Source organism: Colwellia sp. MEBiC06753 (assembly GCF_053470325.1).
In genome coordinates this window covers 116,793-143,123 of sequence record NZ_JBQMTM010000010.1, presented here as the reverse complement: position 1 = coordinate 143,123, position 26,331 = coordinate 116,793, and the positions used below count along the sequence as shown (strand labels likewise).

General features: G+C 40.0%; 26 protein-coding genes and 1 tRNA gene. 11 read left to right on the top strand and 16 right to left on the bottom strand.

The window, feature by feature from the left end; all coding sequences use genetic code 11:
- Nucleotides 1–197 precede the first annotated feature (197 nt).
- Nucleotides 198–371 carry a ribosome modulation factor gene (rmf, locus tag ACOB82_RS09845; protein ID WP_448212812.1) on the bottom strand — a complete coding sequence of 58 codons (174 nt, stop codon included), beginning with the start codon at nucleotides 369–371 and terminating at the stop codon, nucleotides 198–200.
- Between the two features lie 392 nt (nucleotides 372–763).
- Between rmf and maoP the strand changes: the two genes are divergently transcribed.
- Nucleotides 764–1,135 (top strand): DUF413 domain-containing protein, encoded by a 372-nt coding sequence (gene maoP / locus ACOB82_RS09840; RefSeq protein WP_448212811.1) that lies wholly within the window; start codon nucleotides 764–766, stop codon nucleotides 1,133–1,135.
- Nucleotides 1,136–1,164: 29 nt separating this feature from the next.
- On the opposite strand, the gene ACOB82_RS09835 is transcribed toward maoP, so the two are convergent.
- Nucleotides 1,165–1,389 carry a DUF3820 family protein gene (locus tag ACOB82_RS09835; RefSeq protein WP_448212810.1) on the bottom strand — a complete coding sequence of 75 codons (225 nt, stop codon included), beginning with the start codon at nucleotides 1,387–1,389 and terminating at the stop codon, nucleotides 1,165–1,167.
- A 285-nt stretch (nucleotides 1,390–1,674) separates the two neighbouring features.
- On the opposite strand from ACOB82_RS09835, the gene ACOB82_RS09830 reads away from it, so the two are divergent.
- A complete protein-coding gene (locus ACOB82_RS09830; protein ID WP_448212809.1) occupies nucleotides 1,675–2,787 on the top strand; it encodes a DUF3083 family protein in 1,113 nt (370 codons plus the stop codon).
- A 79-nt stretch (nucleotides 2,788–2,866) separates the two neighbouring features.
- The gene (gene msrA / locus ACOB82_RS09825; protein ID WP_448212808.1) at nucleotides 2,867–3,421 is read left to right on the top strand and encodes a peptide-methionine (S)-S-oxide reductase MsrA; all 555 of its coding nucleotides are present in this window, start codon (nucleotides 2,867–2,869) and stop codon (nucleotides 3,419–3,421) included.
- 106 nt (nucleotides 3,422–3,527) lie between these two features.
- On the opposite strand, the gene ACOB82_RS09820 is transcribed toward msrA, so the two are convergent.
- The gene (locus ACOB82_RS09820; RefSeq protein WP_448212807.1) at nucleotides 3,528–4,376 is read right to left on the bottom strand and encodes a co-chaperone YbbN; all 849 of its coding nucleotides are present in this window, start codon (nucleotides 4,374–4,376) and stop codon (nucleotides 3,528–3,530) included.
- Nucleotides 4,377–4,651: 275 nt separating this feature from the next.
- Between ACOB82_RS09820 and ACOB82_RS09815 the strand changes: the two genes are divergently transcribed.
- Nucleotides 4,652–4,924 (top strand): CBU_0592 family membrane protein, encoded by a 273-nt coding sequence (locus tag ACOB82_RS09815; RefSeq protein ID WP_448212806.1) that lies wholly within the window; start codon nucleotides 4,652–4,654, stop codon nucleotides 4,922–4,924.
- A gap of 106 nt (nucleotides 4,925–5,030) precedes the next feature.
- Here the strand turns inward: ACOB82_RS09815 and ACOB82_RS09810 are convergent, their stop codons facing one another.
- The 4 genes from ACOB82_RS09810 to folB all read right to left on the bottom strand — a co-directional run bounded on the left by ACOB82_RS09810 (nucleotide 5,031) and on the right by folB (nucleotide 8,037).
- Nucleotides 5,031–6,179, bottom strand: coding sequence for an acyl-CoA dehydrogenase family protein (locus ACOB82_RS09810; protein WP_448212805.1), 1,149 nt, complete (start codon nucleotides 6,177–6,179; stop codon nucleotides 5,031–5,033).
- Between the two features lie 188 nt (nucleotides 6,180–6,367).
- On the bottom strand, nucleotides 6,368–7,168 hold the full coding sequence (locus tag ACOB82_RS09805) for an undecaprenyl-diphosphate phosphatase (RefSeq protein ID WP_448212804.1): 801 nt from the start codon (nucleotides 7,166–7,168) through the stop codon (nucleotides 6,368–6,370).
- Nucleotides 7,169–7,186: 18 nt separating this feature from the next.
- The gene (gene folK / locus ACOB82_RS09800) at nucleotides 7,187–7,681 is read right to left on the bottom strand and encodes a 2-amino-4-hydroxy-6-hydroxymethyldihydropteridine diphosphokinase (protein WP_448212803.1); all 495 of its coding nucleotides are present in this window, start codon (nucleotides 7,679–7,681) and stop codon (nucleotides 7,187–7,189) included.
- Complete coding sequence (gene folB / locus ACOB82_RS09795; protein WP_448212802.1) at nucleotides 7,681–8,037, bottom strand: dihydroneopterin aldolase; 357 nt, start codon at nucleotides 8,035–8,037, stop codon at nucleotides 7,681–7,683. Before folB ends, folK begins: the two co-directional genes overlap by 1 nt.
- A gap of 150 nt (nucleotides 8,038–8,187) precedes the next feature.
- Between folB and plsY the strand changes: the two genes are divergently transcribed.
- A complete protein-coding gene (gene plsY / locus ACOB82_RS09790) occupies nucleotides 8,188–8,772 on the top strand; it encodes a glycerol-3-phosphate 1-O-acyltransferase PlsY (RefSeq protein ID WP_448212801.1) in 585 nt (194 codons plus the stop codon).
- 50 nt (nucleotides 8,773–8,822) lie between these two features.
- On the opposite strand, the gene tsaD is transcribed toward plsY, so the two are convergent.
- Nucleotides 8,823–9,860 (bottom strand): tRNA (adenosine(37)-N6)-threonylcarbamoyltransferase complex transferase subunit TsaD, encoded by a 1,038-nt coding sequence (tsaD, locus tag ACOB82_RS09785; protein WP_448212815.1) that lies wholly within the window; start codon nucleotides 9,858–9,860, stop codon nucleotides 8,823–8,825.
- 228 nt (nucleotides 9,861–10,088) lie between these two features.
- Between tsaD and rpsU the strand changes: the two genes are divergently transcribed.
- From rpsU to rpoD, 4 genes are all read left to right on the top strand, one after another.
- Entirely contained in the window at nucleotides 10,089–10,304 is a 216-nt protein-coding gene (gene rpsU / locus ACOB82_RS09780) for a 30S ribosomal protein S21 (RefSeq protein WP_184420901.1), read from the top strand.
- Between the two features lie 44 nt (nucleotides 10,305–10,348).
- On the top strand, nucleotides 10,349–10,795 hold the full coding sequence (locus tag ACOB82_RS09775) for a GatB/YqeY domain-containing protein (protein WP_448212800.1): 447 nt from the start codon (nucleotides 10,349–10,351) through the stop codon (nucleotides 10,793–10,795).
- A 174-nt stretch (nucleotides 10,796–10,969) separates the two neighbouring features.
- Nucleotides 10,970–12,733 (top strand): DNA primase, encoded by a 1,764-nt coding sequence (gene dnaG, locus ACOB82_RS09770; protein WP_448212799.1) that lies wholly within the window; start codon nucleotides 10,970–10,972, stop codon nucleotides 12,731–12,733.
- Between the two features lie 122 nt (nucleotides 12,734–12,855).
- Nucleotides 12,856–14,715: an RNA polymerase sigma factor RpoD gene (gene rpoD, locus ACOB82_RS09765; RefSeq protein ID WP_448212798.1), complete on the top strand. Its 1,860-nt coding sequence runs from the start codon at nucleotides 12,856–12,858 to the stop codon at nucleotides 14,713–14,715.
- Between the two features lie 103 nt (nucleotides 14,716–14,818).
- On the opposite strand, the gene ACOB82_RS09760 is transcribed toward rpoD, so the two are convergent.
- The gene (locus tag ACOB82_RS09760) at nucleotides 14,819–15,718 is read right to left on the bottom strand and encodes a hypothetical protein (protein ID WP_448212797.1); all 900 of its coding nucleotides are present in this window, start codon (nucleotides 15,716–15,718) and stop codon (nucleotides 14,819–14,821) included.
- Between the two features lie 330 nt (nucleotides 15,719–16,048).
- Between ACOB82_RS09760 and ACOB82_RS09755 the strand changes: the two genes are divergently transcribed.
- Nucleotides 16,049–16,125 (top strand) — tRNA-Ile (locus ACOB82_RS09755).
- 987 nt (nucleotides 16,126–17,112) lie between these two features.
- On the opposite strand, the gene ACOB82_RS09750 is transcribed toward ACOB82_RS09755, so the two are convergent.
- The 5 genes from ACOB82_RS09750 to ACOB82_RS09730 are packed head-to-tail and all read right to left on the bottom strand — an operon-like array spanning nucleotide 17,113 to nucleotide 22,582.
- A complete protein-coding gene (locus ACOB82_RS09750; protein WP_448212796.1) occupies nucleotides 17,113–17,814 on the bottom strand; it encodes a VpsP family polysaccharide biosynthesis protein in 702 nt (233 codons plus the stop codon).
- Nucleotides 17,807–18,535 carry a tyrosine-protein phosphatase gene (locus ACOB82_RS09745; protein WP_448212795.1) on the bottom strand — a complete coding sequence of 243 codons (729 nt, stop codon included), beginning with the start codon at nucleotides 18,533–18,535 and terminating at the stop codon, nucleotides 17,807–17,809. The genes ACOB82_RS09750 and ACOB82_RS09745 overlap by 8 nt, the downstream gene beginning before the upstream one ends.
- A gap of 23 nt (nucleotides 18,536–18,558) precedes the next feature.
- Nucleotides 18,559–20,763 carry a GumC family protein gene (locus ACOB82_RS09740; RefSeq protein WP_448212794.1) on the bottom strand — a complete coding sequence of 735 codons (2,205 nt, stop codon included), beginning with the start codon at nucleotides 20,761–20,763 and terminating at the stop codon, nucleotides 18,559–18,561.
- 8 nt (nucleotides 20,764–20,771) lie between these two features.
- Nucleotides 20,772–21,302, bottom strand: a complete 531-nt coding sequence (locus tag ACOB82_RS09735; protein ID WP_448212793.1) for a polysaccharide biosynthesis/export family protein — start codon at nucleotides 21,300–21,302, stop codon at nucleotides 20,772–20,774.
- On the bottom strand, nucleotides 21,302–22,582 hold the full coding sequence (locus tag ACOB82_RS09730) for an outer membrane beta-barrel protein (protein WP_448212792.1): 1,281 nt from the start codon (nucleotides 22,580–22,582) through the stop codon (nucleotides 21,302–21,304). The genes ACOB82_RS09735 and ACOB82_RS09730 overlap by 1 nt, the downstream gene beginning before the upstream one ends.
- Nucleotides 22,583–22,796: 214 nt before the next feature.
- Between ACOB82_RS09730 and ACOB82_RS09725 the strand changes: the two genes are divergently transcribed.
- Entirely contained in the window at nucleotides 22,797–24,200 is a 1,404-nt protein-coding gene (locus tag ACOB82_RS09725; protein ID WP_448212791.1) for an undecaprenyl-phosphate glucose phosphotransferase, read from the top strand.
- Nucleotides 24,201–24,231: 31 nt separating this feature from the next.
- Here the strand turns inward: ACOB82_RS09725 and fcl are convergent, their stop codons facing one another.
- Both fcl and gmd read right to left on the bottom strand, forming a co-directional pair.
- The gene (fcl, locus tag ACOB82_RS09720) at nucleotides 24,232–25,200 is read right to left on the bottom strand and encodes a GDP-L-fucose synthase (RefSeq protein ID WP_448212790.1); all 969 of its coding nucleotides are present in this window, start codon (nucleotides 25,198–25,200) and stop codon (nucleotides 24,232–24,234) included.
- A 1-nt stretch (nucleotide 25,201) separates the two neighbouring features.
- Nucleotides 25,202–26,326 (bottom strand): GDP-mannose 4,6-dehydratase, encoded by a 1,125-nt coding sequence (gmd, locus tag ACOB82_RS09715; RefSeq protein WP_448212789.1) that lies wholly within the window; start codon nucleotides 26,324–26,326, stop codon nucleotides 25,202–25,204.
- Nucleotides 26,327–26,331 lie beyond the last annotated feature (5 nt).

The following is a 26,331-nucleotide window of genomic DNA, read 5'->3' as shown; positions in this document are numbered from 1 at the left end:
ACGGTATGGCTGAAAGCCTTATCTTAGAGCCCCGGCGGCAAAGAATATTTCCTCGATGTGTGAAGAAACGACCCGCTCGGTACCCTATAAAAAGAAATGCCGCTCACCTTAAGTGAACGGCATTACCACATAACGTGGGCTTTTTCTAAATCCTATAGTTATTAGCGTAAGAATTATATGACGCTAGGAAATGTGTGTTATTTAAATAGACCGGTATTACGGTCGTTTACCGCTTCTCGCCAACCACCGAGCCATTCGGATCTGGCGTCGATATTTTGATATGGACAGTTATCTCTTGATTTACCACTTAAGCCGGCTTGATAGCCGTTTGAATGCGCTCTACCTAAACGATCTCTTTTTTGTCTTCTCATAGATCAATCTCCGTAACTTATTAAAAGTATTGTGATTTATTTGATATTAAGCGGCCGACGTTGAACTTCAGTCGACAATTCATTTAAGAACAAATTGTCAGTGATTGCAATAATAATTCGTTCATTAAAATGTCATTAAATGTAATCACAATAGTTAAGTCTCACCCTGAAAAACTTACCTATTTGCAAAGAGCTTTTAAAACAGAAAGTTAGCCCCAGCTAATAGATCCAAATGTTTGCCCCAATCTGTTTTTTAGAAAAATAAATTTTAATGCTGTTATAACCACTGCAATCACTTTGTGATAAAAAATTCATAAAAATAAATTGCCAAGTAAAAAAACTAGAGATATAAAAGCGATCGCAATCTTTACTTTTATTTTTTGAGTTATGTTATGAACACAATCGACATCCCAAAAGATAGCTTTAAGGCTAATAGAAAGTTTTACGACGATAAAAATTACCCGCGCGGCATGGCTCGCAGTGGTGACTTTACATTATTGGAAGTGAACATTTTAGAAAACTATGGAGTGGTCTTACAGGCACTAGCAAATGGCTCTCAAGAACCGACAACGGATGCAGAACAACGTTTTGTTGATGTATGTCAGGGCAAAATGGAAGCCGAAAGCAAAATTGAAAAAGCTTGGCGCAAATATCAAAACAAGGTACTTACGCCAAAACAATTTCATACCTTATTTGGTCGCAATAAAGTAGAAGTCGGTGATGATGATTCTCCTACAGACCCATTAGACTTAGAAGGCGATTAATCACAATCGAACACAACTCAGCGCTAAGGTCACTCATCGTTCAACAGTGGCTTTAGCAGCGATTCTAAACCATTTAATTTAATTTCATATACCAGTGCTAACTGCTGACCTAATTTACCTTCAGGAAAGCCATTACTGTTAAACCATACTAAATACGGCTCTGGCAGCTGCAATAACTTTCTACCGGCGTACTTGCCAAAGGGCATCACTTGATTAATGGCTTCCACCATTACTTGTTGATCATTTACTAACATTTTTTACTTACTTCATCGATTACTTTATCAATAGCTTCATTGGTGTTTACCAGCAAGATGCTGCGAGCAAATTTTGCAATGCAACTATAGTCATTTCATTAGTCATATCATTGGACGACCAGTTTGTCATATAAAGATCAAACAATTAGCCACGCCAAGCCGCGAATTGACCAACACTGGGCGCTAGGCGTCGTATTTTCGAGCCCATAGTGAAATATTACCGTCATACTTGCAACTTATACTCGCTGGCAATTAAGAATGAATGACTGCTATTAAGGATTTAAAATGTCGATTATTCGCAAACGCACTGCTGCTCACAAAGTTTACATTCCCAACAATGCCAGAGATAACCACTACATTTTGGCTGAGTTCCCATTAACCGACCACATTATCAATAGCTTTGATAATGCTAATAGCGGTGAAAATTGTGATTACGGCGTGTTGTATCGTCACTTTGCTGAAACGTTATTTGAAATTAGTCAAAAATATGAAGTCAGCAACAGCTTATTTATCGCTAACGATAAATTAGCGCGAGTTCGTTATTCGCAGGAAATGCATCAATGGCAAACTAATCAGCAAATATTGTTCTACTACAATCCCTGCTACCATTCATTGCAGAAACCTTTTTATGATGCCAGCTATCGTGCCGACAAAATTCAATTATTATTTCTCGCTACAGGCAATAAAATTCGCATCAATGCCGCTAGTTTTCATGAAAAAATTAGACAATTACTTGCCAATTACCAAGCAAAATTAGGCTTTGGTGAACTAAGCTTTAGAATGCGCGACCACCAACATTTAACTTACGATTTATTCGCAAGAGCAAAAACAGGTGAAGCAACAAAAGCCCACAAAATGCGCACCATAAATGTACGCTATGCCAGCCAAAATGTTGAATTGCCAGAAAACCAACGGCAAATGACCTATGCCATAGTTTCTATTCCTGTGAAGTCGCATTTAGTCAATATGGCCGACATTGATACTCACTCGGTTGATCCTTACAACCCTTTTTACACCTTAGTGACCAATGCCTTTAGTAAAGCGGCTAAGCGCTTTAATTTAAATAATGGCGCACTAATCGCTAATGGCTTAATTCCCATTGTCCGTCACAGTGATTATGAAGCAGTGTCACGTATTGGCGAACTGCAAATGCTAGGTTTTAACCCTGAACAATCGCCTTGTGGCTTAATGAGTAAATGGGATGCTAAACACTTAGTTGATAATATTCAGCTAGTGTTTGTTGCCACTAAAGATAACCTAATCGATTCTGCTCATGCTAAATTCCTTAATCAAATTGAAATGGCGGTCAAGCTGATGTCGCATGAGCTTAATTTAGAAGAAGCGCAAGACGAAGTTATCGTGCGTTTTCATCAACATATTGCTTACAATTTAGCTTAGTTCAAATGAATGCCACAAAAAGATGTAAAAACATCTAGACGTCTAAATAAACAAAAGGTATCTTTACGTCATAGAAAACATGAGGGTAAAGATAGTGGCAACTAATCAACAAATTGCAACATTAGCAGGCGGCTGTTTCTGGTGTATCGAAGCCGCCTACAATCAACTAAAAGGCATTAACTCAGCAGTTTCTGGCTACATGGGCGGCACAGAGGCTGATGCCAATTACAAACGTGTTTGTGATGGTGATACTGATCATGCCGAAGTTGTACAATTAAGCTTTAATGCTGATGAAATTAGTTATCGTGAAATTCTGGAAATATTTTTTACCCTGCACGATCCTACACAATTAAATCGTCAAGGTAACGATATAGGCCGTCAGTATCGCTCAGCTATCTTTTGTCATGATCAAGAGCAACTGGCTACTGCCAATGCCATTATTGCAGAATTAACCCAAGATAAGGTTTGGCCTGAGCCTATTGTTACCGAAGTCACAGAAGCATTGCCGTTTTACAGTGGTGAGCAATATCACCAAGGCTACTTTAATGCCAACCCGGAAAACCAATACTGTCAGGCAGTTGTTTCGCCTAAATTGGCAAAATTCCGTAAAAACTTTGTTGATAGATTAAAGTAGTTTCATCTAAGCAATCATACAAAAACAAACCAACTAAAAAAAGCCGCATTATCATTACAGATAACGCGGCTTTTTACTGACGTAAATTGCCCGCTTGGCAGATAAATTAATACATTAAGGTATACAGCTTACGACGATATTTAGTTGCTAGCGGATCGCCATCGGGTAATGACTTTAATACATCTAATAAAATTTTCTTGGTTTCAGCATCATCTCTTACTGATTGCACGCGACGAAATAGCAAAATAAGCGCATCTTCATTACGATTCACCTGATTGTATTGTGCCGCTAATTGTTGAATTAATTGAGCGTCATCTGGATTTTGTGCTAATTGCTGTTCAAGCGCCTGAATTTCTGGTGAGTTTGCCGCTTCACTGGCCAGCTCCAACTTTGCAATAATCGCATGATAATAGCTGTCTTGATCGATCATTTTAATGGTATCAAGTAGCGCTTTCGCTTCTTCCACTTTGCCTGCCAAAATACTGACATCAGCGAAAACTAATTTAATATCAGCACGCTCTGCATCTAAGTCATATGCTTGTTTAGCCGCGGTATAGGCCTGATTAATATCATTAGCCGCAAGAGCAGCTTTTGCTTGCTGTAGTAACTCGTCTTGTGGTTTGGGTAAGTGCTTATCAAGAAACTGCGCGATGGTTTCATCAGTTTGAGGGCCTGAAACCCCATCAATTGGCTGACCATCTTTGACTAATACTGCTGTTGGCAACCCTTGAATACCAAATTGCATAGCAATTTGTTGCTGAGCTTCACAATCAACCGTTGCACATAATATTGCATCGCCCGCTCTGGCCACTTTTGCCGATAACTTATCACGTAACTCGACACTTTCTGGTATTTGGTTGGCCCAAAAAGCCACTAAAATCATCTGCTGTTTAGATTGCTCTAATACCACTTGTTGAAAGTTTTCTATGGTCAAGGCGATAGTATTTTGATTCACAATTTTCTCTCAATTATTGATGCTGCTAACTATTGTTGGGGCAAATTCCTTGATTAACAAGAGCAATTCGGAAATTAGCTAATTTCAAACATGACTAACTATTCACTCTTCGCATCACTGTCGCGCATCGATGTCGTACACCAATGTCGATAGTTGATTAATTTTTATTTAATTATAAAATAGCCGCCGATCTGCCAAAAGGATACCAGCATAGCTGGGTTGGTTAAGTCTCCAAGGAACCGCGCCAGCTATTAATAGTTTTTTAGGAGCAAAATATGGCTATTTCTTTAATTGCCGACATCATAGGTATGTTAGGTACAGCGTTGGTAGTACTAGCGTTTTTCTTAATTCAACTCGATAAATTAGATCCGAAGAGTATTCAATACAATTTACTGAACTTAACTGGCGCAATATTGCTGCTAATAAGCCTTTGTGTGAATTTTAATTTGGCCAGTTTTGTAATTGAGATCTTTTGGATATCTGCCTCAATTGTTGGCATTGTGAAATACTACAGCCGCAAACAAAGTGTAAGCAATCAAACGACTTAATCGCTAAATAACCTCAATTTAAATAAAGTAATAACATCAACCTCTAGTGAAACTGATGTTATTACTTTTATGCATTTTCTTTAAAACTATTTAGCACTGTTTAGTGCTATTTCAGTAATTCTCTAGCAATAATCACTTTTTGAATTTCGCTAGTACCTTCATAAATTGTAGTAATTCGCACGTCGCGAGCAAGGCGCTCTAGCGGGTATTCCTTAATGTAACCCGCACCACCTAATAATTGCTGTGCGTCATAACAGGCTTTATTAGCTTTTTCTGCAGAAAATAATTTTGCCATTGACGCTGCTTGAGCAAATGGTAAGCCTTGCTCTTTTAAATAAGCCGCTTGCATTAATAGTAAACGTGCAGCTTCTAAATCAGTGTAGCGATCAGCCAATTTCCACTGTAAGCCCTGAAATTGTGCGAGTGCTTGACCAAACTGTTTACGCTCGGTTAAAAATTGGCGCGCGTAGTCCATTGCCGCTAAACCAACACCTAACGCTAATGAGCCAATACCAATGCGACCACCAGCAAGTTCACCGACAGCTACAGCAAAACCTTTGTTTTCTTCGCCCATTAATGCGCTGGCAGGAATACGACAGTTATCAAAATGCACCTCATTCGTTGGTGATGCTTTCTGTCCCATTTTGTCTTCGCTTTTTCCAATAGTCATGCCTGGTGTATTTGCTTCAACCAGAAAACAAGAAATGCCTTTGCCGCGTTTTGCTTCTGGGTCAGTGACTGCCCACACCACGAACACGCCAGCAAATGTACCGCTGGTAATATAAATTTTACTGCCATTTAGCACATAACTATCGCCATCTTTAACGGCTGTGGTTTTCATGCTTGATGGATCTGAACCTGCACTCGGTTCGGTTAAGCAGAATGCGCCCGCTAAATATTCACCACTACAGATTTTTGGTAAATAACGTTGTTTTTGCTCTTCATTACCAACGGCTTGAATGACTTCAGCCACCATATTAGTTACCGAAGTGGTTACCGCTGTTGAGGCACAAGCACGCGCGATTTCGGTGATCGCTAAACTAAAAGCGACACTTCCGGCTTCAACTCCACCGTATTCAGCTTTAATATTTAACCCCATAAAACCTAGCTCTGCGAGTTTAGCTAAATTCTCTTGAAACAAAGTTTGGTTATTGTGCAGATCTAATTCAGCAGCAACTGGCGCTAATTCGCTATCTGCAAATTTTTTCGCCATATCCTGAATCATCAATTGTTCTTCAGATAAGGATAAATCCATAACGGGTACACCTGTTTTTCATTAAAATAATGCGCCTTAGTTTACCCGATGCTGACCTTAGAAGAAGTCTGGGTACAAAAAAGCACACGATAACTTCAAGTTAAAGTGTGCTTTTTTGTAGCTTTTTCATTACAGCGAGCTGTTTTGCCGTTGCGATACCATTGCCGAAAACTCAGAGTTAACCGCGGTTAAGCAAAGGCAAATAGCAGTAACGCCACGCCTAGTGCTAAGCGATAAATCACAAATGGCATCATGCCTAATTTGTTAATTAGAATGAGAAAATAATGAATACAGGCATAGGCGCTGATAAAAGACAGTAAAGTACCTAAGCCCATGGCTTGCCAGTCAACCTGTGCTGCTTCACTAATAAGCTTGAAGGTCAGATAACTTCCCGCCATGGCAATAGCAGGAATAGATAATAAGAAAGAAAAACGCGCGGCATTTTCTCGGCTTAAGCCCAGCATTAAGCCCATGGTCATGGTGATACCTGAACGCGACGTTCCCGGAATAATGGCAATTGCTTGGGCTAAACCAATATACATTGCGCCCTTAAATCCAAGCTTTTCAATGGAAACGTTCTGTTTAGCTTTAATATCAGCAAAACCGAGTAAAACACCAAAAAGTAACGTTGTGCCGGCTATCACTAAAATAGAGCGTGAGTAATGTTCAATAAAGTCTTTACCAAATAAGCCAAACAAGCCCGCCGGAATAGTGGCAAAGAATATCCACCAAGCAAGCTTACCATCAAAGTTACTGCGCTCACCTTTAAAGGTATTGAGCCAAGCCATAAACATGCGACCCACTTCTTCACGGAAATAAATCATCACCGCTAACAATGAACCGACATGAACAGCAACATCAAAAGCTAAGCCTTGATCCTGCCAACCCAACAATTGCGATGGCAATATTAAATGAGCAGAACTTGATATAGGTAAAAACTCGGTGAGCCCTTGAATTAGGGCGAGAAAAATAATGTCGATAATATCCATAACGCTATTGTTATATTCCTAATTGGGCTGCCAGGTTAATGGCAACTGTTTGATAACTTGGCTGCATTTATCAAACGCTTGCCATAATGTTTGATAACTTTGCTGTGTTACGGGATGAATTAATTCGGGGGCAATTTCAGCTAGTGGCCAAAGCACGAAGGCACTGGTGAGTATTTCATCACGAGGAATTTGCGCGGGAGAATCGGTGATAACGTCATCAAACAGTAGTAAATCTAAATCCAATGTCCGCGGGCTATATTTAACGGAAGTTGGACTGCGACCATTACTATATTCAATATTACGAAGACAATTGGCAACCTCATCTAACGACATTGTCGTATTGGCTTTAACTACTAAGTTATAAAATTCGGGTCCGTCAAAACCTACCGCTTCACAAGCATACAATGAAGAAACTTCCAATGTGCCAAATGCTGCCTGTAAATCGTCTAAGCCTTTGATAACATATTTTTCACGCTCGATATTACTACCAAGCGATATATAGATAATCGCCATTAGCTCAATTGACCACGTTCAACTTGCACGCCAACCGTTGCCGCATTATGCACTGCGCCTGGTTTGCCAATGGTTAATTTAAGCCAAGGGATATGATATTGCTGCATTAAAAACGCTGCCATACGCTCAGCAAGAGTTTCTAATAAGTCTACCGAATTATTATTGGCAAATTTTTCGATAGCAACTGAAATGTCAGCATAGTCTAAGGTTTTATCAAGTTCGTCATTAGCTGCAGCGGGTTTAATGTCCCATGCCATTTCTACATCAATGACCAGCGTTTGCTTGATTTGCTTTTCCCACTCAAAAAAACCTATGGTGGTTTGAATGCTAAGGCCATTTATAAATACTTTATCCAAAGCAATTTCCTTTGACTGCGCAGTAAAAGTTACGCGCTTACTAAAACTTAAGTGAAACTAAATCGCGAGTTTACCTTTCAAGGTCTAGAAAAACCAGTGGAATAACGGCTAGAATGAGCGGGCAATCATCAAACACCACCAAAGGACGACATGTTTATTACTATTGCGATGGTAATTTTTGCTTATTTAGTAGGGTCTATTTCTAGCGCCATACTGATTTGTCGTCTACTCAATTTACCCGATCCTCGGGAAACTGGCTCAAAAAACCCAGGTGCGACCAATGTCTTGCGCATCAGCAATAAAGCGACAGCGGCAACCGTATTACTATTCGATGTATTAAAAGGCACGTTACCGGTATGGGGCGCTTATTTTTTAGGTGTAGATCCGCTGTGGCTAGGTGTAGTTGCCGTAGCAGCCTGTATTGGCCACATGTTCCCGATTTTTTTTCAATTCGAAGGGGGAAAAGCAGTTGCTACTGCCTATGGCGTGTTACTGCCAATCGGGCTTGATTTAGGTCTGTTGCTAATACTGACCTGGTTTATCGTCGCTAAAAGCACGCGCTATTCTAGCCTTGCCGCTATTGTTACCGTTTCTGTGGCACCACTTTATGTATGGCTGTTAAAACCAGTATATGTCTATGCGGTCTTTATGTTGTCAACATTGATTATATTGCGCCATAAAGACAACATTATTCGTTTAATTAAAGGTACTGAGCCTAAAATTTCACGCTTCTAGATTATTAACCTTAAAGGTAACCTTATACTGGTTGCGTTATACTGGCGGCGTTACACTGGTGGCAGTGTATCAAGCGGCCAACGTGGTGTTGCTTTAAATGTTAAGTCAGCAAATACCCCTGCTTTTAATCGCTGCATACCAGCAAAAGCAATCATCGCGCCGTTATCAGTACAAAATTCAGGGCGTGGGTAATAAACCTTACCACCAAGTTTCTTCGTCACGTTATCTAACTTTTCGCGTAAAGATGTATTAGCGCTAACGCCACCAGCAATCACTAATCGCTGCAAACCACATTGTTCTAATGCACGGCGACATTTAATTGCCAAAGTATCAACCACAGCTTCTTGGAACGCATAAGCGATATCGGCTTTGGTCTGCGCGATAGATTGCTCACTACTTTCTGCAGAAGTAATTTCGTTAGCAATGGTATTGGCAGCAAACGTTTTTAAGCCACTAAAGCTAAAGTCTAAACCTGGGCGATCGGTCATTGGTCTTGGAAATTTAAATCGCCCTTTCGTGCCGTTTTCTGCCATTTTCGCCAGCACTGGGCCGCCTGGATAATCTAAACCTAACAACTTGGCAGTTTTATCAAACGCTTCACCAGCTGCATCATCGACTGACTCTCCCAGCATTTCATATTCGCCAATACCGTCAACGCGCACCAACATAGTATGACCACCGGAGACTAACAACGCGATAAATGGAAATTCTGGCACGTCATCTTCCAGCATTGGTGCTAATAAATGCCCTTCCATATGATGAACGGGTACGGCCGGTAAATCCCAGCCATAAGCAAGGCTTCTACCAATTGAGCAACCAACTAATAATGCTCCAACTAAACCTGGACCCGCAGTATAAGCAACACCATCTAAATCTTGTGGTGTTAAATTAGCATCGGCTAGTACTTCTTTTATTAGTGGAATGGTTTTACGCACATGATCGCGCGAGGCTAGTTCAGGCACTACTCCGCCATAGTCAGCATGAACGGCAATTTGACTATATAAGCGGTGCGATAAGATGCCATTATTTTCATCATAAATCGCAATACCTGTTTCATCACAAGACGTTTCAATACCTAAAATACGCATAATTAACCACTCACTATTTTCAATGGCGGCGATTTTACCTGCGAAGCTATAAGAGATCACGCGCTTTCTTTATGTTATGCTGATATTTAACTTTACAAACCGTTTTCATCGGAATAGAATGCTGCACCCATTTTTGAGATAGAGCGGGCGGATGTTAGGCAGTAAGCTGTAAGAGTAAAGCCAAAAACATTTGTCGATTTATATAGATATATTAAGGTAAGAGGCAACATGCCAGTAATTAAAGTAAGAGAAAACGAACCATTTGACGTAGCTTTACGTCGTTTCAAACGTTCTTGTGAGAAAGCAGGAATCCTTTCAGAAGTACGTCGTCGCGAGTCATACGAAAAGCCGACTTGGGAACGTAAGCGTAAAAAAGCAGCAGCAGTTAAGCGCGCAGCTAAGAAAGTATCTCGCGAGAACGCTCGTCGTATTCGTATGTACTAATCACTGCTTAGTCAGTAATTAGTTCACTTGCTTGAGGCTTTAGCATGAGTTTGCTTGTTCAATTAAAAGATGAAATGAAAAACGCAATGCGCGCCAAGGAAAAAATTAAACTTGGGGCAATTCGTATGGCTATTTCAGCAATAAAACAAGCTGAGATTGACAATAAAACCGAGCTCGATGATGCCGGAATTATTGCGGTGTTAACCAAAATGGTTAAACAACGTAAAGAGTCAATTGTCATGTACACCGAAGGTGGTCGTGAAGAGTTAGCCGCTAATGAAGCAGCAGAAGTTGAAGCATTAGAAGCATTTTTACCGACACCCCTTACCGATGCAGAAATCGAACAAATGATTTCTGCTACCATAGCCGATGTTGAAGCCAGTTCAATGGCTGACATGGGTAAAGTAATGGCCGTATTAAAACCAGCAATGCAAGGCAAAGCTGATTTGGGCGCCGTTAGTGGTAAAGTACGAGCAGCATTAAACGCATAATACCGGTTAAATATTTAACCTAGAAATGCGCTGAAAAATAAAACCGTGGTGCCTTTGGCATCGCGGTTTTTTTGTGTCAGAATACTTCGTCCGAATTCTGTCAATTCGATAACTTTCGATAACTTTCGATAACTAACTTTTATTTCCCTAATTTTCGAGCACAAAACCACAGTTATGGCTGGACTTATTTCCCGACAATTTATCGATGACCTATTAGCTCGTACTGACATAGTCTCGCTAATTAATTCACGCGTGACCCTAAAAAAAGCCGGTAAAAATTACCAAGCCTGCTGTCCATTTCATACGGAAAAGTCGCCATCATTTAGCGTCAGTCCTGACAAACAGTTTTACCATTGCTTTGGTTGTGGCGAGCACGGCAATGCCATTTCCTTTTTAATGGAATATGATCGCCTTGACTTTGTCGATGCCATTGAAGAGCTAGCATCAATTAACGGTATGACTGTTGAGCGTGAAGAACAAACACAAACGCCAGAGCAGCAACGAAAATACCAGCAAGCACAGCAGCAAAAGCAAGATGATTATTTGCTGATGGAACAAATTTCTCGGTTTTATCAGCAACAGTTGCGAGTTGCCCAAGACAAGCAAGTGGCCATCGATTACCTCAAAGGTCGTGGTTTAAGTGGCGAAATCGCCAAACGCTTTGGTATAGGTTATATCAGTGACAACTGGGATGGCGTAATGAACGCCTTTGCCCATAATCAGCAAATATCTAAACAATTAGTTGATTTAGGTATGGCAATTGAAGGTGACAAAGGTCGCCCTTACGATCGTTTCCGTGGCCGTATTATGTTCCCTATTCGCGACAAGCGCGGCCGTGTCATTGGTTTTGGTGGCCGCGTATTACAAGACGGAACACCTAAATACTTAAACTCACCAGAAACTCGTATTTATCATAAAGGCCAAGAGCTTTACGGCTTATTTGAAGCTAAACAGGCTAATAAAAATTTAACCCGCTTAGTCGTAGTTGAAGGTTATATGGATGTTGTTGCCTTAGCACAACACGGTGTTGATTATGCGGTGGCCTCACTAGGTACTTCAACCACTGCCGAACAAATTCAAACGCTGTTTCGCACGGTTAATGAAGTGATTTGTTGTTACGACGGCGACCGGGCAGGCCGAGAAGCTGCATGGCGAGCAATGGATAATGCGCTACCATTTATTCGCGATGGCTTATCGTTAAAGTTTGTGTTTTTGCCTGATGGTGAAGATCCTGATTCACTTATTCGCCAGCAGGGGCAGCAAGCCTTCGAAGCCATATTAGATCAAGCACAGCCATTATCGAAGTTTTTACTGGAAAACTTAATGTCGCAAGTCGATATGACTAGTCTTGAGGGCAAAGCCGCGCTTGCAGAAGCATTTCAGCCATATTTAATCAAGCTACCGGCAAGTATTCTAAAAGAATCGCTGATTAACGAGTTAGCCAATAATTACGGTACTGGTGGTGAAAATTTAGTAAAACAACTGCAACAAACATCAAACAACACTGCCAAAAAAGCGACAAGCAAACCGACAAGAGCAACCCCAACTAGGCTTGCAATAGCTTTATTATTGGAAAATCCAACGCTTGCTCAAAGCTTACCAAACCACGATGTTTTAGCTCATTTGGAACTTCCTGGTGTAAGTTTATTTAATGAAGTGCTTGCAATTTGTACACATCATCCCGATATAAAGAGTGGACAAATAATTGAGTTATTCCGAGATCGCGAAGAAGGTAAACAACTTGCTAAACTGCTTTGCTGGGAACACCAAATTGAAGCTGAGCATGCTGAAGATGTTTTTCTCGATAGCATAGAAAAACTACTTAATACACTGGTAGAGCAACGCACTGAATTTTTGCTACAAAAAGCACGTTTAAATCAGCTGACAGTAGATGAAAAACGTGAACTGCAGGCCTTGCTACGCGAACAAACTCAATAACAAATATACACGCTAGAGCATTAAGATAAATTTTAAATAGCTGGCAATTTTATCGCCATCTTGCTAAAATTTACTGCTTACTGTTCTAATTTTGATAGCCATTAATAGGTGGACATTCGTCGATGGATCAAGCCCCACAATCTAGACTTAAAGAGTTAATAACCAAAGGTAAAGAACAAGGTTATTTAACTTTTGCCGAAGTTAACGATCATCTCCCTCAAGACATTATCGATTCTGATCAAGTTGAAGACATTATTCGCATGATCAATGATATGGGTATTCAGGTTTTTGAAAACGCACCTGATGCCGATACCTTAATGATGAGCGAAGCGAACACGGATGAAGATGCCGCAGAAGCTGCTGCACAAGCGCTTGCTACCGTAGAGAGTGAAATAGGTCGCACCACTGACCCAGTACGTATGTACATGCGTGAAATGGGTACAGTTGAACTATTAACTCGTAAAGGCGAAATTGTCATCGCCAAACGTATTGAAGAAGGTATTAAAGAAGTACAACGTAGTGTTGCTGAGTACCCACCAGCAATTAACTATTTACTTGATCAATGGGACAACTTTGTCGCCGAAGAAATTCGTTTAAGCGACATTATCGTTGGTTTCCTTGATCCTGATGCTGAAGATGATGATGTAGCTGCAGCGGCAACACATATTGGTTCAGAACTTTCAGATGAAGAGTTAGAAGACGAAGATTCAGATTTAGAAGATGACGATGATGACGGTTCAGATGACAGTGAAGAAGCTGAAGATACTGGTCCAGATCCAGAGTTAGCAAAAGAAAAATTTGATGCGCTTCGTGCTGCTTATGAAGCCGCCAATAAAGTGATTGATGCTAAGGGCCGTGGTCATAAAGATGCACAAGCTGCTGTTGACTCTTTAGCTGAAGTATTCAAAGAATTCCGTTTAGTACCAAAAGTATTCGATCGCTTAGTGAAAAACATGCGTGACGTAATGGACAGATTACGTGTTCAAGAACGTTTAATCATGAAGCACTGTGTTGTTGGTGCTGGTATGCCAAAAGCAACATTTATCAAAGTTTTCCCAGGTAATGAAACCTGTAAAGACTGGTTCGAAGCACAAAAAACTGCGGGCGAGCCATATTCAGCAAAACTTAGCGATGTTGAATTAGATGTTGAACGTAGCATCTTAAAACTTAAGCAACTTGAAGATGAAACCTTCTTAAACGTACATGGTATTAAAGACATCAACCGTCGTATGTCTATCGGTGAAGCAAAAGCACGCCGTGCGAAAAAAGAAATGGTTGAAGCTAACTTGCGTCTAGTTATTTCAATTGCGAAAAAGTATACCAACCGTGGTTTACAGTTCTTGGACTTAATCCAAGAAGGTAATATTGGTTTGATGAAAGCGGTTGATAAGTTTGAATATCGCCGTGGTTATAAGTTCTCAACTTATGCAACATGGTGGATTCGTCAAGCAATTACCCGTTCAATTGCAGATCAGGCGCGCACCATTCGTATCCCTGTTCATATGATTGAAACCATTAACAAGTTAAACCGTATTTCTCGCCAAATGCTTCAAGAAATGGGTCGTGAACCGACACCTGAAGAATTAGCAGAACGTATGGTAATGCCTGAAGATAAAATTCGTAAGGTATTAAAAATTGCTAAAGAGCCAATTTCAATGGAAACACCAATTGGTGACGATGAAGATTCGCACTTAGGTGACTTTATTGAAGATGGTAGTGGTGAATTGCCGGTAGATTCTGCAACGTCAGAAAACTTAAAGCATGCTACGCATGAAGTATTAGCTGGCTTAACAGCCCGAGAAGCTAAAGTTCTACGTATGCGTTTCGGTATTGATATGAATACTGATCACACGTTAGAAGAAGTTGGTAAGCAATTCGACGTTACTCGTGAGCGTATTCGTCAAATTGAAGCGAAAGCATTGCGTAAACTTCGCCACCCTTCTCGCTCAGAGCAATTAAAGAGCTTCTTAGACGGCGAGTAGACTCGACTCTGCGAATAAAATAGTGATTAGCTATTATCAAATAATAAAAAAGCAGCCAAATGGCTGCTTTTTTATTTGCCTGTATTAACAACACTAAAACTGTTCACTTTTTCAACGCCAATTGTACTTGGTCATTCGATTCCTGCACTATCAACGTTTGGTAAAGCGCTTGATAATTAGGCACGGTTGACGCCATCCAGAATAATAAATGCTCGACATATGAAGGGTTCGTTAACACCTTGTCATAGAGCGCTTTATTAATTAACGCAATCGCTTTTCCCGCAAAATTATCAACCGCCTGACTCGCACAACCAATAGCCCCTTTTATCACCTTACCTTGGGTTTGCTTAATGCTAATTGCCACTAAACTGCTATCGTAGATTGTATTGAAATATTGAATATTTGACGGGTAATCAATGATGTAGTCGACACGATCTTTACTCATCATTTGCACTAAAGAGCTCATAGCACCTTCAGAGTTATAACTTATTGCCGCTTTTTTATAAGCAAGACTTTGTTCAACAATGCTCTGAATATTATCGTCAAACCGGCGCCCCGAGCCATAACCAAACTGAAAGCTTTCATCGTTCATTAGCTGAGTTAAATCAACAGAATCTGAGTACTTATCAATGATATGTTTAGCTGTATTAGCCAAAGTAATAATGACAAAAGGAGGGTAAAGCATCATCGGTGTTGAGTAACTTGCTCTGGCATTATTTTGCGAACGATGGATCATGCAAGGAAAAAACACTTTTTCTCCTTCATCCATTACTTTTGAAACTCTAGGCTGAGGCAGTGACAGTAGCTCAAATTCAACATCTGGCATCGCAGCAATAACTTCGTTAACCACGCCATCACATATACCCTTATTGTATAACGGACCGGGTGATGAAATATTAAATGGTGGCGAATCCGAAATTAACCAAGTAATTTTAAAATCGTCATTGCCAAATAGCAAAGAGCAAGGAAAAACTAGCATTAAGATAGTTAAAAACTTACGCACATTCCCTCCTAACCTTCCGCTAAATAAATCGTCCATTCTTAGAAAATTATAGTACTAATAAATTTGGAACGAGTTAGCACAATAACTTAACAACTTACCCTTTTGCGCAAGAATTAAGCTATCAGTTTGAGTTTAGTAAAAATTTCAGCAGACAGTGGTGACAATAAAATAAAAAATGCTTATACTGCCCCCGCTTAGTCGAATGACGCGTATCAGCGCTATTCAAGCAATCCCAAATGGCCCTATAGCTCAGCTGGTTAGAGCGCCCGACTCATAATGAGTGGGCTTAAGTGGTAAGAGTAGAAAAGCAAGTCCAAGCTTTAAAAATGTGGCCCTATAGCTCAGTTGGTTAGAGCACCCGACTCATAATCGGTAGGTCCCTGGTTCAAGTCCAGGTGGGGCCACCATCTCCACTAAATACGTGGGTTAGATGGTGAATGACCACTCACTATTTTCTGTTTTACCAGATAAGTCGCCAATCCCGACCAAGGTCAACTAGGACCACCTCAATTTTCCATTAATTTCATTTTAAAAAGTAGCCACGTTTGATTGGGGATCGCCCCTAGTAACGAAATTCGTGTAATATTAACAACGCAAAAATACACTGTCCTACTTGAGTAAATACGATGATTCAGAATATAAAAAGTATGTACAAGAGGAGCTTTTTACAAGATATACTCGAGTAGAGTTATTTTCCTGTTTACGTTACAAGAACTAAAAAAATAATGAGTGAAGCCGATAATATTTTGGAAGAAACTACCTATAAACACACTAAAGAAAGCTTTGTAAATGCTTCTCTTAAACTAGTAGATCACACTGATTTGGTGTTCCAACACTTATATGGAAGCATTCCTTCAAATAGAACACAGTTTATTAATTGTTTAGAGAATACTTTTAGTTTTGAAACCAGCAACAGCTATGAATTAGACTGCATCGACGAAAGTACCGGACTGTTCGACTTGTTTTCACCGCCAGAAAGGCTGCTAGACTCAGTTCAATCATGCTACTCACTTCTCAATATCGTATGCTCAGACGTCATTTTTAATGATCTTAGAGATGACCTATTTAATGACACTTATAACACCCAATATAATTATTAACTCTTTCATTTAACATCTCTTATTATTAGAGCGTGTTGATCTTCGCTATCTAAGTTTCGTTCGAATTAATCACTTGATTTAATCGCAATACAATAAAAGCAATAACTGAACAAGGTTAATATAAGCATTGCCAATTATGAGAATGTGTCAATCCGTTAAATTAACACAAGTTACGGAATTCGAAGTAACGGCGAAAACTGACGCAGTTTGTAATAGGTTGGTAAAGTAAGTTAAATAATTCAGTAGAATACCTGCACCGTAACTGTTGCACCGTAATAATGTTAGTTAGCTACGCTAGCCAAGTTCGCAAACTTCTTGCTTTATTTGTTCATTTATCTCTTGGCTAAATTGAATCCAGCTACATACCTGTTTAAACATAGCGTGACGCTCTATTATATGTATAGCAGATTGTCTACGCTCAGGGTCTGTACTACTTAACATAGCGTTGAGATGACTGCGCACTGCTGTTATTACCTTTGCAGTAAGAGGATGCCTTGTACGATACAAATGAAAGCCTATTTCTATCCACGCTTCATGAACCTCAAGTCTAGCTGGACCAAACTGATTCGCTCGCGTTAAATATTCCAAAAGCTGTTGATCAATTTCTTCAAGTCGCCATTTTAAAATTGCTAATGTTGCCCAGGTTACAGGCCAGGTCGGACGCAATGCCGTTGCCTGCAAATAATATAATTTAGCCTCTTGCCATCGTGTTAGATCTTGGTGTGCAATGCCATACCACTCCAAGACCAAACCTTTCGTGATCAAATAATGAGGATTTTTGGGGTGTAAAGCGTTAGCCTGTTGGATCTGCTCGTAGGCTAAATTGAGCTCTTCATCTGATGGCAGTTCAGTATTTAATCGCCACTTTTCAATGAGGTTATAAGCAGTACGATATCGCAAATTAGCCACACTATGATTAAATGCGATATAAGCTAAATAACATAAGATAATCCCAGCTATTGCAGCAATTATTCGCCAACCTTTAGCGTTAACCATGAAACTTGCGTTCCGCTATTTGTTTAGGAGTTTGCTTAAACAATAACTCAGCTTGAGTTGAGGAAAAGTGCCTTGAAACATAATTAAAGGCCTCACTCATTTTCGGTGGCCGACGCTTAATATTATGGCAATCTGAAGCGACAATTGTCGCCTTTTCTTGCGCAATAATTCGCGTAGCTACCTTTTGAGCCAGTTCGCCGAAATCTCCAATAATCGATGATGCGGTCAGTTGAAATAAACAGCCTGATTTAGCCAGTAAATTGAACTTATTATAATCCGCCTGTATATCTCTATTGCGCTCTGGATGTGCAAGCATTGGCATAATATTGTGATTAATTAGCCACTTAATCAACTGCTCGGTACCAGGTGGAATATGGCTATGGGGAAGTTCTAGTAATAATACATCCATTTGCTGCCAATGGCCGACAAAAGGGAGTTTTTGCTGTTTAGCCAAGAGCATTATTTCTGGGCAAATTCGAACTTCAGCCGCATAAGATAGCGTTATAGGTAACGCTTTTACTGCAGGATGTTGAGACACCTGTTCAAACACTTGACCGATACTGCTCAACGAATTATCAAATCGCCCCAATTGAATATGCGGCGTACAAATTAAATGACTAATATCATCTTTGACGGCAGCGGTTAAAAGTGCCACTGTGTCATCTATCGATTGAGCACCGTCGTCAATCGCTGGAAGTATATGACTGTGCAGATCATACATGACTTAAGCTCTCTTAATCAGCATTAGTCGCGGCTAGGGCTTTCTTCAACCAAATTGTTATAACCATACTGATCATAATATCCATGATAATCACCATATTTTGCGGCTTTATCCAGATCCACCTGATTCAATACGATACCATCGATTCTGGCCGACATCGCAGCTAAACGTGATAGCCCTTGCTTAATCATTCGTTGACGTGTGCTTTCGGCTTTCACGACATAAATCAAACTGTCAGCATTTTTCGAGATAATCATCGCATCACTTACGGCTTGCGTAGGCGCCGTATCAATAATAATACGATCGTATTGTGGCTTTAATGACTCGATAAGTTGTTTTAGCGCTACAGACGCTAAGAGTTCTTGAGGGTTAGCAGGTAAGCTACCAGCGGAAATAATATCAATACCAGACTCTTCATCGTGCACAATGCACTCTTCCACATTATGAGTGCCAGATAAGATATTAGAGAGTCCTTCTTGATAAGCAGGTAACTTAAAGGCTTTAGCTACCGATGGTCTACGCATATCGGCATCAATTAATAATACTTTTTCTAGCTGACTCAACGCGAAACTAAGGTTAATGGATACTGTCGTTTTGCCTTCTCCCGGCACAGAGGATGTGACCGAAATCACTTTAGGGCTTTTTTCAATATTAAGTAATAGTAAACTTGTACGCAGCGTTCTAATTGACTCACTAAATGCGTGCTGCTTTACATCAAAATAATGTCTTAGCGGTAAACCAGACTTTTTGAGTTGTTTTTGTTTAGGTAATAGCCCTAACATGCGCTGATTCAGCTTTTGTTCAATATCATCTACGGAACGAATACCGTCATTTAAAAAGTCATATAATAAAACTAATCCAACACCACAGATTAAACTCAACATAAAGGTTAAGCCAATGATTAACTTTTTCTTCGGACTATGAGGCAAACTTGGTGGTAAGGCAGGGTCGATAACTCTGGCGTTTGCAGATTCAAACTCCCCAACTTCTTTGGTTTCTTTAAAGCGCGTAAAAAAAGCATTGTATAATTGCTGATTGGTTTCTACGTCACGCTTTAATTCTTGTTGTCGGCTATCTAAACGAGAAAGTTCACGATAACGCTTCCCCTTATCTGCAATTGCCAATTCAAGATTTTCAACGTCTTTGGCAATTTTCGCATATTCGTTACTGATACCGTTAGCCAATAGCTCTACTTGATCCGCTAAATTATCACGAGCAGAGTTAAGCTCTAACTCAGCCGCAAGCATGATCGGATGTTTAGGCCCATAAATACCTTTTAATTCCGATATTTTATTATTGCTACGCTGTACGGCTTGGCTAACCGCTTCAATTAACGGGTGGTTTAGTACTTCAGGTAGCGCCATCAGCGCATTAAGCTTACCTTTATTATCGTTAATTAAGTTGTATAAGTTTTCACTTTCTCTTAGGCGTTGACGAGCATTTGATAACTGTTGATTTAATTCTTGCAGCTCTTTTGCTTCAATACTTTTAACACCACCAATGTCCACCAAGCTTTCTTGATTTTGGTAAGCCAACAAGCTGTTTTCAGATTCTTCCAGTTTTTGTTTAAGAATATTTAAACGCTCATTTAGCCAGCTCGATGCCCGCTCTGTCATCATCAATTGCGATTCTAAATAGTTTTCTATATAAACCTCCGCATGGGTATTCACTATTTTCGCAGCAAGCTCTGGGGAACTTGCTTCAAAAGCAATGGTGACCAATTGAGTGCTACGAATAGGGGCAATGGTCAATCGCGACATATAGTCACTCACCACAGCTCTTGTCGTAATTTCTTGTAGCTCTTTGGCACTATATTCGCGCTTTTTACCGACATTAATCGCTAACAAGGATTTGATATAGTTTATCGGTGAAAATGATGTTTCTGGCTTTTGTTGAAATTCTGGATGTGTGGCTAATTTTAATTTTTCAACGACTCGCTTGGCGATTTGCCGAGATTTTAAAATTTCAAACTGAGTGTAAAAGTATTCTTGGCGACCAGAGTCAATGCCGTAAACTTCTTCAATTGAGACAACATTGGCTTGCTCTGCCTCGATAAGTAACGTTGCCGAAGCTTTATATATTGGCACAATGGTGAAAGTAATCACCGCAGCAAAAAGCGTTAAAACAATGGCTAAACTTAAAATTCGCCAACGATAGCGATTTAATATGCGTAGATAGTAATGAAGATCTTGTTCGTTATTATTATATTGATTTACTACTGTCGACATTGGGGACTCTAAAAGTAACTTTGACGGACCGTAATGATATCGCCGGGTTGAACCAGCTCACTACCCTTAACATTAACCATTTTTTGCTCAGTATCGTTACTTCTAACAATAAAAATTTTCGACAATGACGCCCGCTCAGTGTAGCCGCCCGCTAATGCCGCAGCTTTACTTACGGTTAAGCCTGGCTGGAACGCATAGGCGCCAGGCTTTTCTACTTCGCCATCTATAAAGAAAGGTCGATATTCAACGATAGTGACCGAGACATTGGGGTTTACTAAGTAATCCCCTTTTAAACCACTATATATATCATTTTGTAATTGAGCGAGCGTTTTACCAGTTGCTTGAATTTGCCCCAAAAATGGGTATTCCATTTTGCCGCTGTCATCAATCAATGTTTCCATCGATAAATCAGCTTGGCCAAAAACAGTTATTTTTATGGTATCACCAGAGCCTAGCTGATAGTCAGTTGCCGGTTCTGCATTTGTTATTGCCGACAACCCCATTAATAACGAAATAAAAATCCCAAATAATCTAGTCATTATTTCAACGCAATCCGAACACCTAAAGTGACTAAGTCTCTATCATAATCTAAATTATTTCGGGTACTGTCACGGCGGTTATTTACATATTCCAAAGTAAAGCTTAACCAATAATTCATATCGTAATAAGCCGTTGCCACAAAACCATCATTATCATCGGTGCGCAATTTGCCAATATCACCTTGGTAAACATTTTCATCAATGTCATAAGAAAGCTGTGTTGAAAGTCGGTTATTCCAGTCATGAACCCAAGCTAATGAATAGTTTGTATTAATTACGTAATACCCTAAACCGCTTTGTCCAGGAATAAAGAAGCCTTCACCATTTGTTTCTTGTGTTGAACGGCCCGTTGCCAGTTTAAAATAAGAATACGTTTTAGGTTCCCATTTCACCGAAACGTCCCACTCAAAACCTGTATGATCTTCACGACTAGATAAATCAAAGCGTTTTTCTTTATAGCCAATTTTAGCGTAACCGGTAGTAAGCGCTGTTGCTTCCCACCTAACCCCGAGCATATATTGATTTTCGATACTCGATAATTCGTTTTGTGGCAAAGCCGTGTAGTCATAATCGACATTTAGTCGACGGGCTTCAATGGTTAAGTCAGTTACAGCACCAATTTTATAAAATACGGTACCCGATAATTGGTCTGACGCTCTATCACGCTCTTTTGTACGATCAATACGGTTTCCGTCTGCATCTGTAATATAGCGACTATCATAGGCGTTATCTAAAAAGCCATATTCAAGGTTAAATCGAACATCTGCATCAATAACGCCAAATTTATAAGTTAAGTTAGCATATAGCTGCTCATAGGTATCAGGTTCTGTTAATTCGTTACCGTTCCCTATAGAAAATCGGCTACCACGTTCATCATGACCATCAATATATCCGGCTTCTACCTGCACTCGATGACGGTTATTGATTTCGTAATTTAAATTACCTGAAATATCATGATCGGTATAAGTATCTTCATCACTTGCATGATAAGCACCATGTGCCAGAATATAGTCAAGTTGAATATTATGCTTGCCAAATTCGCCAAATTCTCGGGTATAGCTTAAATGCGGCTGATAAATAGTCATCCATGAGTCTACTTCTTCAACATCGCTGCTAGCCACGTTACCATCATAGCGCTGATAAAGTTTGAACGTAGGGGTAAGCAGCCCACCTGAGAGTTGTATAGCTTTATCTTGCCGATCGTCATCATCAACAATGGCAGCATGAGCAAGTGAAGTAAAAAAGGCACTATAGCAAAGTGCTTTTGAAAGTGAGTGCATGGTCATCCCTTAACTTTAATTTTTATCGTTATTACAGCCGCACGTAGAAAAATTATTATACGAAACAAATGCCTATAATTAAAGCAACATATGCCGAAGATTAATTAAAATTTATTTTCCTTATCTTTTTGATTTATAGAAAGTTTTAACCCTATAATGGCGGCTTATTGCTAAATGTTAGCGAAGTGCCAATAAAATCAAGATTGAATCTAACATGTACAGCGGATTACTTAACACTATACACAGTAGTTTTTCGGCAATTTATCGCGCGATAGATATTGTCATTATTACCTTGTTATTTATTGCAACAATGCAGGTAATGGCCATTGATGTAGATATTTATTATCTAGCTGTTTTGCTCATCAGCCTCATCTCTTTTTTATTCTTTAGTCAGTCATTTGAACTTTATCGTTCGTGGCGAACTTCAACCACCTTTACCATGATCAGTTACACCAGTTTGGTTTGGTCTTTGTGCTGCGTCATATTAATTACATTGGCATATTTTACGAAAACAGGTGTTATATACTCCCGCCTTGCCATTGGCATTTGGTTTGTCGTTACTTTGGTTACGTTAAATGTATGGCGTATTATTTTTAGGGCTATTTTATTTAAGTTTCGTCGAACAGGGATAAATTTAAGACAAGTTGTCATCGTTGGCGCTACCCCTTCTGGCGTAAAGCTTGCCGAACAAATAAAGCTTAACCCTGAGCTGGGGTTAAACTTGAAAGGCTTTTTCGATGACCGCAGCGCTGAAAGGCTGCCTGACATTGCTCACACACAACTACTTGGTTCAATTAATGACGCAATCGAATATGTAAAAAAATCCGACAACATTAGTCAGGTGTATATTGCGCTACCAATGAAGGCCGAAGAAAGAATAGCCACTATTTTACAAGGATTTAGTGATACCACAGCGACAGTACATATTATTCCTGATTTCTTTATTTATAATTTACTTCGAGCTAGGTGGCAGCATATAGGCACCATGCAAACGCTCAGTATTTTTGATTCACCGTTTGAAGGGTTCAGCAAAACCGTTAAGCGCGTTGAAGATATTGTATTAACATCCTTAATATTGCCATTCGCTGTCATTCCGATGGCGATAATCGCCATCGCAGTTAAGTTGACTTCATCAGGCCCGATAATTTTCAAACAAAAACGCTATGGTCTTGATGGTAAACAAATCAATATTTACAAGTTTCGAACCATGCAACTTGTTGCTAAACAATCTGAGAAATTAGCGCAAGCCACCAAATTTGATGCGCGCTTTACTTCTATTGGCGGTTTCCTTCGCAAAACCTCGTTGGATGAACTACCACAATTATTCAATGTTATTTTAGGTGATATGTCGCTTGTTGGACCAAGGCCTCATGCTGTAGAGCATAATGAAGAATATCGTTCGATGATTGGTGGCTATATGTTGCGCCATAAGGTAAAGCCAGGCATCACTGGCTGGGCACAAGTTAATGGCTGGCGTGGTGAAACTGACACGTTAGTTAAAATGGAAAAACGGGTCGAGTACGATCTATATTACATTCAAAACTGGTCACTGCTGTTTGATATTCGCATTCTCATTCAAACGCTATTTACAGGATTCGTGAACAAAAATGCTTATTAACCTCTGGTTTGTTAGAGTGCCTATTAAACTTTTAAGCAGTTCTAGCGTTATCGATATTATCGATATACCACTGATAACTTTTAGTTAACCCTTCCGTTAACGATATTTGATAACGCCACCCTAAAGACGCTAAGCGAGAAACATCCATTAATTTACGCGGTGTTCCGTCAGGTTTTGTGGTATCAAACTCAATTTTTCCTTGATAACCAACCACCTGTGCAATAGTTTCGACTAACTGTTTGATAGAGCAGTCTTCACCGGTACCAACATTGATATGACTTAGCATAGCTGAAGTATTAGCCTGATAGACTTGCTCATCAAGCCCCATTACAAATACAGAAGCTTTAGCCATATCATCAACATAAAGAAATTCACGTTTAGGTGTGCCTGTTCCCCATGCGACCACGCTCGGTTCATTATTCAACTTAGCTAAATGGAATCGGCGAATTAGCCCAGGAATAACATGCGAATTTTCGGGGTGATAATTATCATTAGCTCCATACAGGTTAGTGGGCATCACACTTCGGTAATGCCGACCATATTGCCGGTTATATGACTCACACATTTTTATGCCGGCAATTTTAGCGATAGCGTAAGGTTCATTTGTCGGCTCGAGTGGTCCTGTCAGTAATGCCGACTCAGCCATAGGTTGACTCGCCTGTTTGGGATAGATACAAGACGAGCCTAAAAACAACAACTCGTTAACATCGCCAAGATGGGCTCCATGAATGACATTATTTTGAATAGCTAAATTTTGATAAATAAACTCTGCAGGATAAGTATTATTAGCGTAAATCCCACCCACTTTAGCGGCAGCGAGATACACTTGATCAATTTTTTGTTGTTTAAAGAAATCGAAAACCGCCGCCTGCTCGGTTAAATCAATAGACTGCCGTTCAGCGGTTATAATGTCGATGCTGGCATCCTTAGCAAGCTCCCTGACAATCGCAGAGCCAACCATTCCACGGTGACCAGCAACAAATACTCTTTTATTTGCCATACTAACGCTCTGTTGCCATATTTACATCAAAGCCATTTTTCTTTAGTAGCGCATGTTGCTTGGCTATAGCTAAGTCATGCTGCACCATTTCTATTACCATTTGTTCAAAACTAGTTTCAGGTTGCCAGCCCAATTTTTCTTTCGCTTTAGTAGGGTCGCCAAGTAATGTTTCAACTTCTGCCGGCCTAAAGTACTTTTCATCCACTTGTACAATAATATCGCCGACTGAAAGCGCCGGCGCTTCTTTTCCGGTTATCGCTTTTACAACGCCTTGCTCATTCACGCCATTACCTTGCCACTCAATTAAAATGCCCAGCTCTTTGGCTGCATATTCAACGAATTGTCGCACTGAATACTGAACTCCAGTAGCGATAACAAAATCATCCGGTTGCTCTTGTTGTAGCATCAGCCATTGCATTTTGACATAGTCACGGGCATGCCCCCAGTCTCGCAAAGCATCCATATTGCCCAAATATAAACATTTATCTATGCCTTGTGCGATATTGGCAAGGCCTCGAGTAATTTTACGCGTCACAAAGGTTTCACCCCGACGTGGAGACTCATGATTAAATAAAATACCGTTACTTGCATGAAAGCCGTATGCTTCTCTAAAGTTGACCACGGTCCAATAAGCATACATTTTTGCAACACCATAAGGTGAGCGAGGGTGAAACGGCGTTTCTTCTGTTTGCGGGGTCTCTTTAACCAAACCATAAAGCTCTGAAGTCGACGCCTGATAAAAACGTGTTTTCTTTTCTAATCCTAAAAATCGAATAGCTTCCAATAAACGTAAAGTGCCAATGGCATCAACATCAGCAGTATACTCAGGGCACTCGAACGAAACTGCCACATGACTTTGCGCCCCTAAATTATAAACTTCATCCGGTCTAATATCGGCTAATAATCGCGTCAAGTTTGAGGTGTCCGTCAAGTCACCATAGTGTAAGAAAAATCGTTTATCTTCCTTATGCAAATCTTGGTATATATGATCAATACGCTCGGTATTGAAACTAGAAGCTCGACGTTTAATGCCATGAACTTCATAGCCTTTTTCTAATAAAAATTCGGCAAGATATGAACCATCTTGACCTGTGATACCAGTGATAAATGCCTTTTTTCTTTCCATTTTTT

Bases quoted from the DNA above. Each gene is read 5' to 3' on its own strand.
- rmf (WP_448212812.1), bottom strand. From the start codon at position 371: ATGAGAAGACAAAAAAGAGATCGTTTAGGTAGAGCGCATTCAAACGGC.
- maoP (WP_448212811.1), top strand. From the start codon at position 764: ATGAACACAATCGACATCCCAAAAGATAGCTTTAAGGCTAATAGAAAG.
- ACOB82_RS09835 (WP_448212810.1), bottom strand. From the start codon at position 1,389: ATGTTAGTAAATGATCAACAAGTAATGGTGGAAGCCATTAATCAAGTG.
- ACOB82_RS09830 (WP_448212809.1), top strand. From the start codon at position 1,675: ATGTCGATTATTCGCAAACGCACTGCTGCTCACAAAGTTTACATTCCC.
- msrA (WP_448212808.1), top strand. From the start codon at position 2,867: ATGAGGGTAAAGATAGTGGCAACTAATCAACAAATTGCAACATTAGCA.
- ACOB82_RS09815 (WP_448212806.1), top strand. From the start codon at position 4,652: ATGGCTATTTCTTTAATTGCCGACATCATAGGTATGTTAGGTACAGCG.
- ACOB82_RS09810 (WP_448212805.1), bottom strand. From the start codon at position 6,179: ATGGATTTATCCTTATCTGAAGAACAATTGATGATTCAGGATATGGCG.
- ACOB82_RS09805 (WP_448212804.1), bottom strand. From the start codon at position 7,168: ATGGATATTATCGACATTATTTTTCTCGCCCTAATTCAAGGGCTCACC.
- folK (WP_448212803.1), bottom strand. From the start codon at position 7,681: ATGGCGATTATCTATATATCGCTTGGTAGTAATATCGAGCGTGAAAAA.
- plsY (WP_448212801.1), top strand. From the start codon at position 8,188: ATGTTTATTACTATTGCGATGGTAATTTTTGCTTATTTAGTAGGGTCT.
- tsaD (WP_448212815.1), bottom strand. From the start codon at position 9,860: ATGCGTATTTTAGGTATTGAAACGTCTTGTGATGAAACAGGTATTGCG.
- rpsU (WP_184420901.1), top strand. From the start codon at position 10,089: ATGCCAGTAATTAAAGTAAGAGAAAACGAACCATTTGACGTAGCTTTA.
- ACOB82_RS09775 (WP_448212800.1), top strand. From the start codon at position 10,349: ATGAGTTTGCTTGTTCAATTAAAAGATGAAATGAAAAACGCAATGCGC.
- dnaG (WP_448212799.1), top strand. From the start codon at position 10,970: ATGGCTGGACTTATTTCCCGACAATTTATCGATGACCTATTAGCTCGT.
- rpoD (WP_448212798.1), top strand. From the start codon at position 12,856: ATGGATCAAGCCCCACAATCTAGACTTAAAGAGTTAATAACCAAAGGT.
- ACOB82_RS09750 (WP_448212796.1), bottom strand. From the start codon at position 17,814: ATGGTTAACGCTAAAGGTTGGCGAATAATTGCTGCAATAGCTGGGATT.
- ACOB82_RS09745 (WP_448212795.1), bottom strand. From the start codon at position 18,535: ATGTATGATCTGCACAGTCATATACTTCCAGCGATTGACGACGGTGCT.
- ACOB82_RS09740 (WP_448212794.1), bottom strand. From the start codon at position 20,763: ATGTCGACAGTAGTAAATCAATATAATAATAACGAACAAGATCTTCAT.
- ACOB82_RS09735 (WP_448212793.1), bottom strand. From the start codon at position 21,302: ATGACTAGATTATTTGGGATTTTTATTTCGTTATTAATGGGGTTGTCG.
- ACOB82_RS09730 (WP_448212792.1), bottom strand. From the start codon at position 22,582: ATGCACTCACTTTCAAAAGCACTTTGCTATAGTGCCTTTTTTACTTCA.
- ACOB82_RS09725 (WP_448212791.1), top strand. From the start codon at position 22,797: ATGTACAGCGGATTACTTAACACTATACACAGTAGTTTTTCGGCAATT.
- fcl (WP_448212790.1), bottom strand. From the start codon at position 25,200: ATGGCAAATAAAAGAGTATTTGTTGCTGGTCACCGTGGAATGGTTGGC.
- gmd (WP_448212789.1), bottom strand. From the start codon at position 26,326: ATGGAAAGAAAAAAGGCATTTATCACTGGTATCACAGGTCAAGATGGT.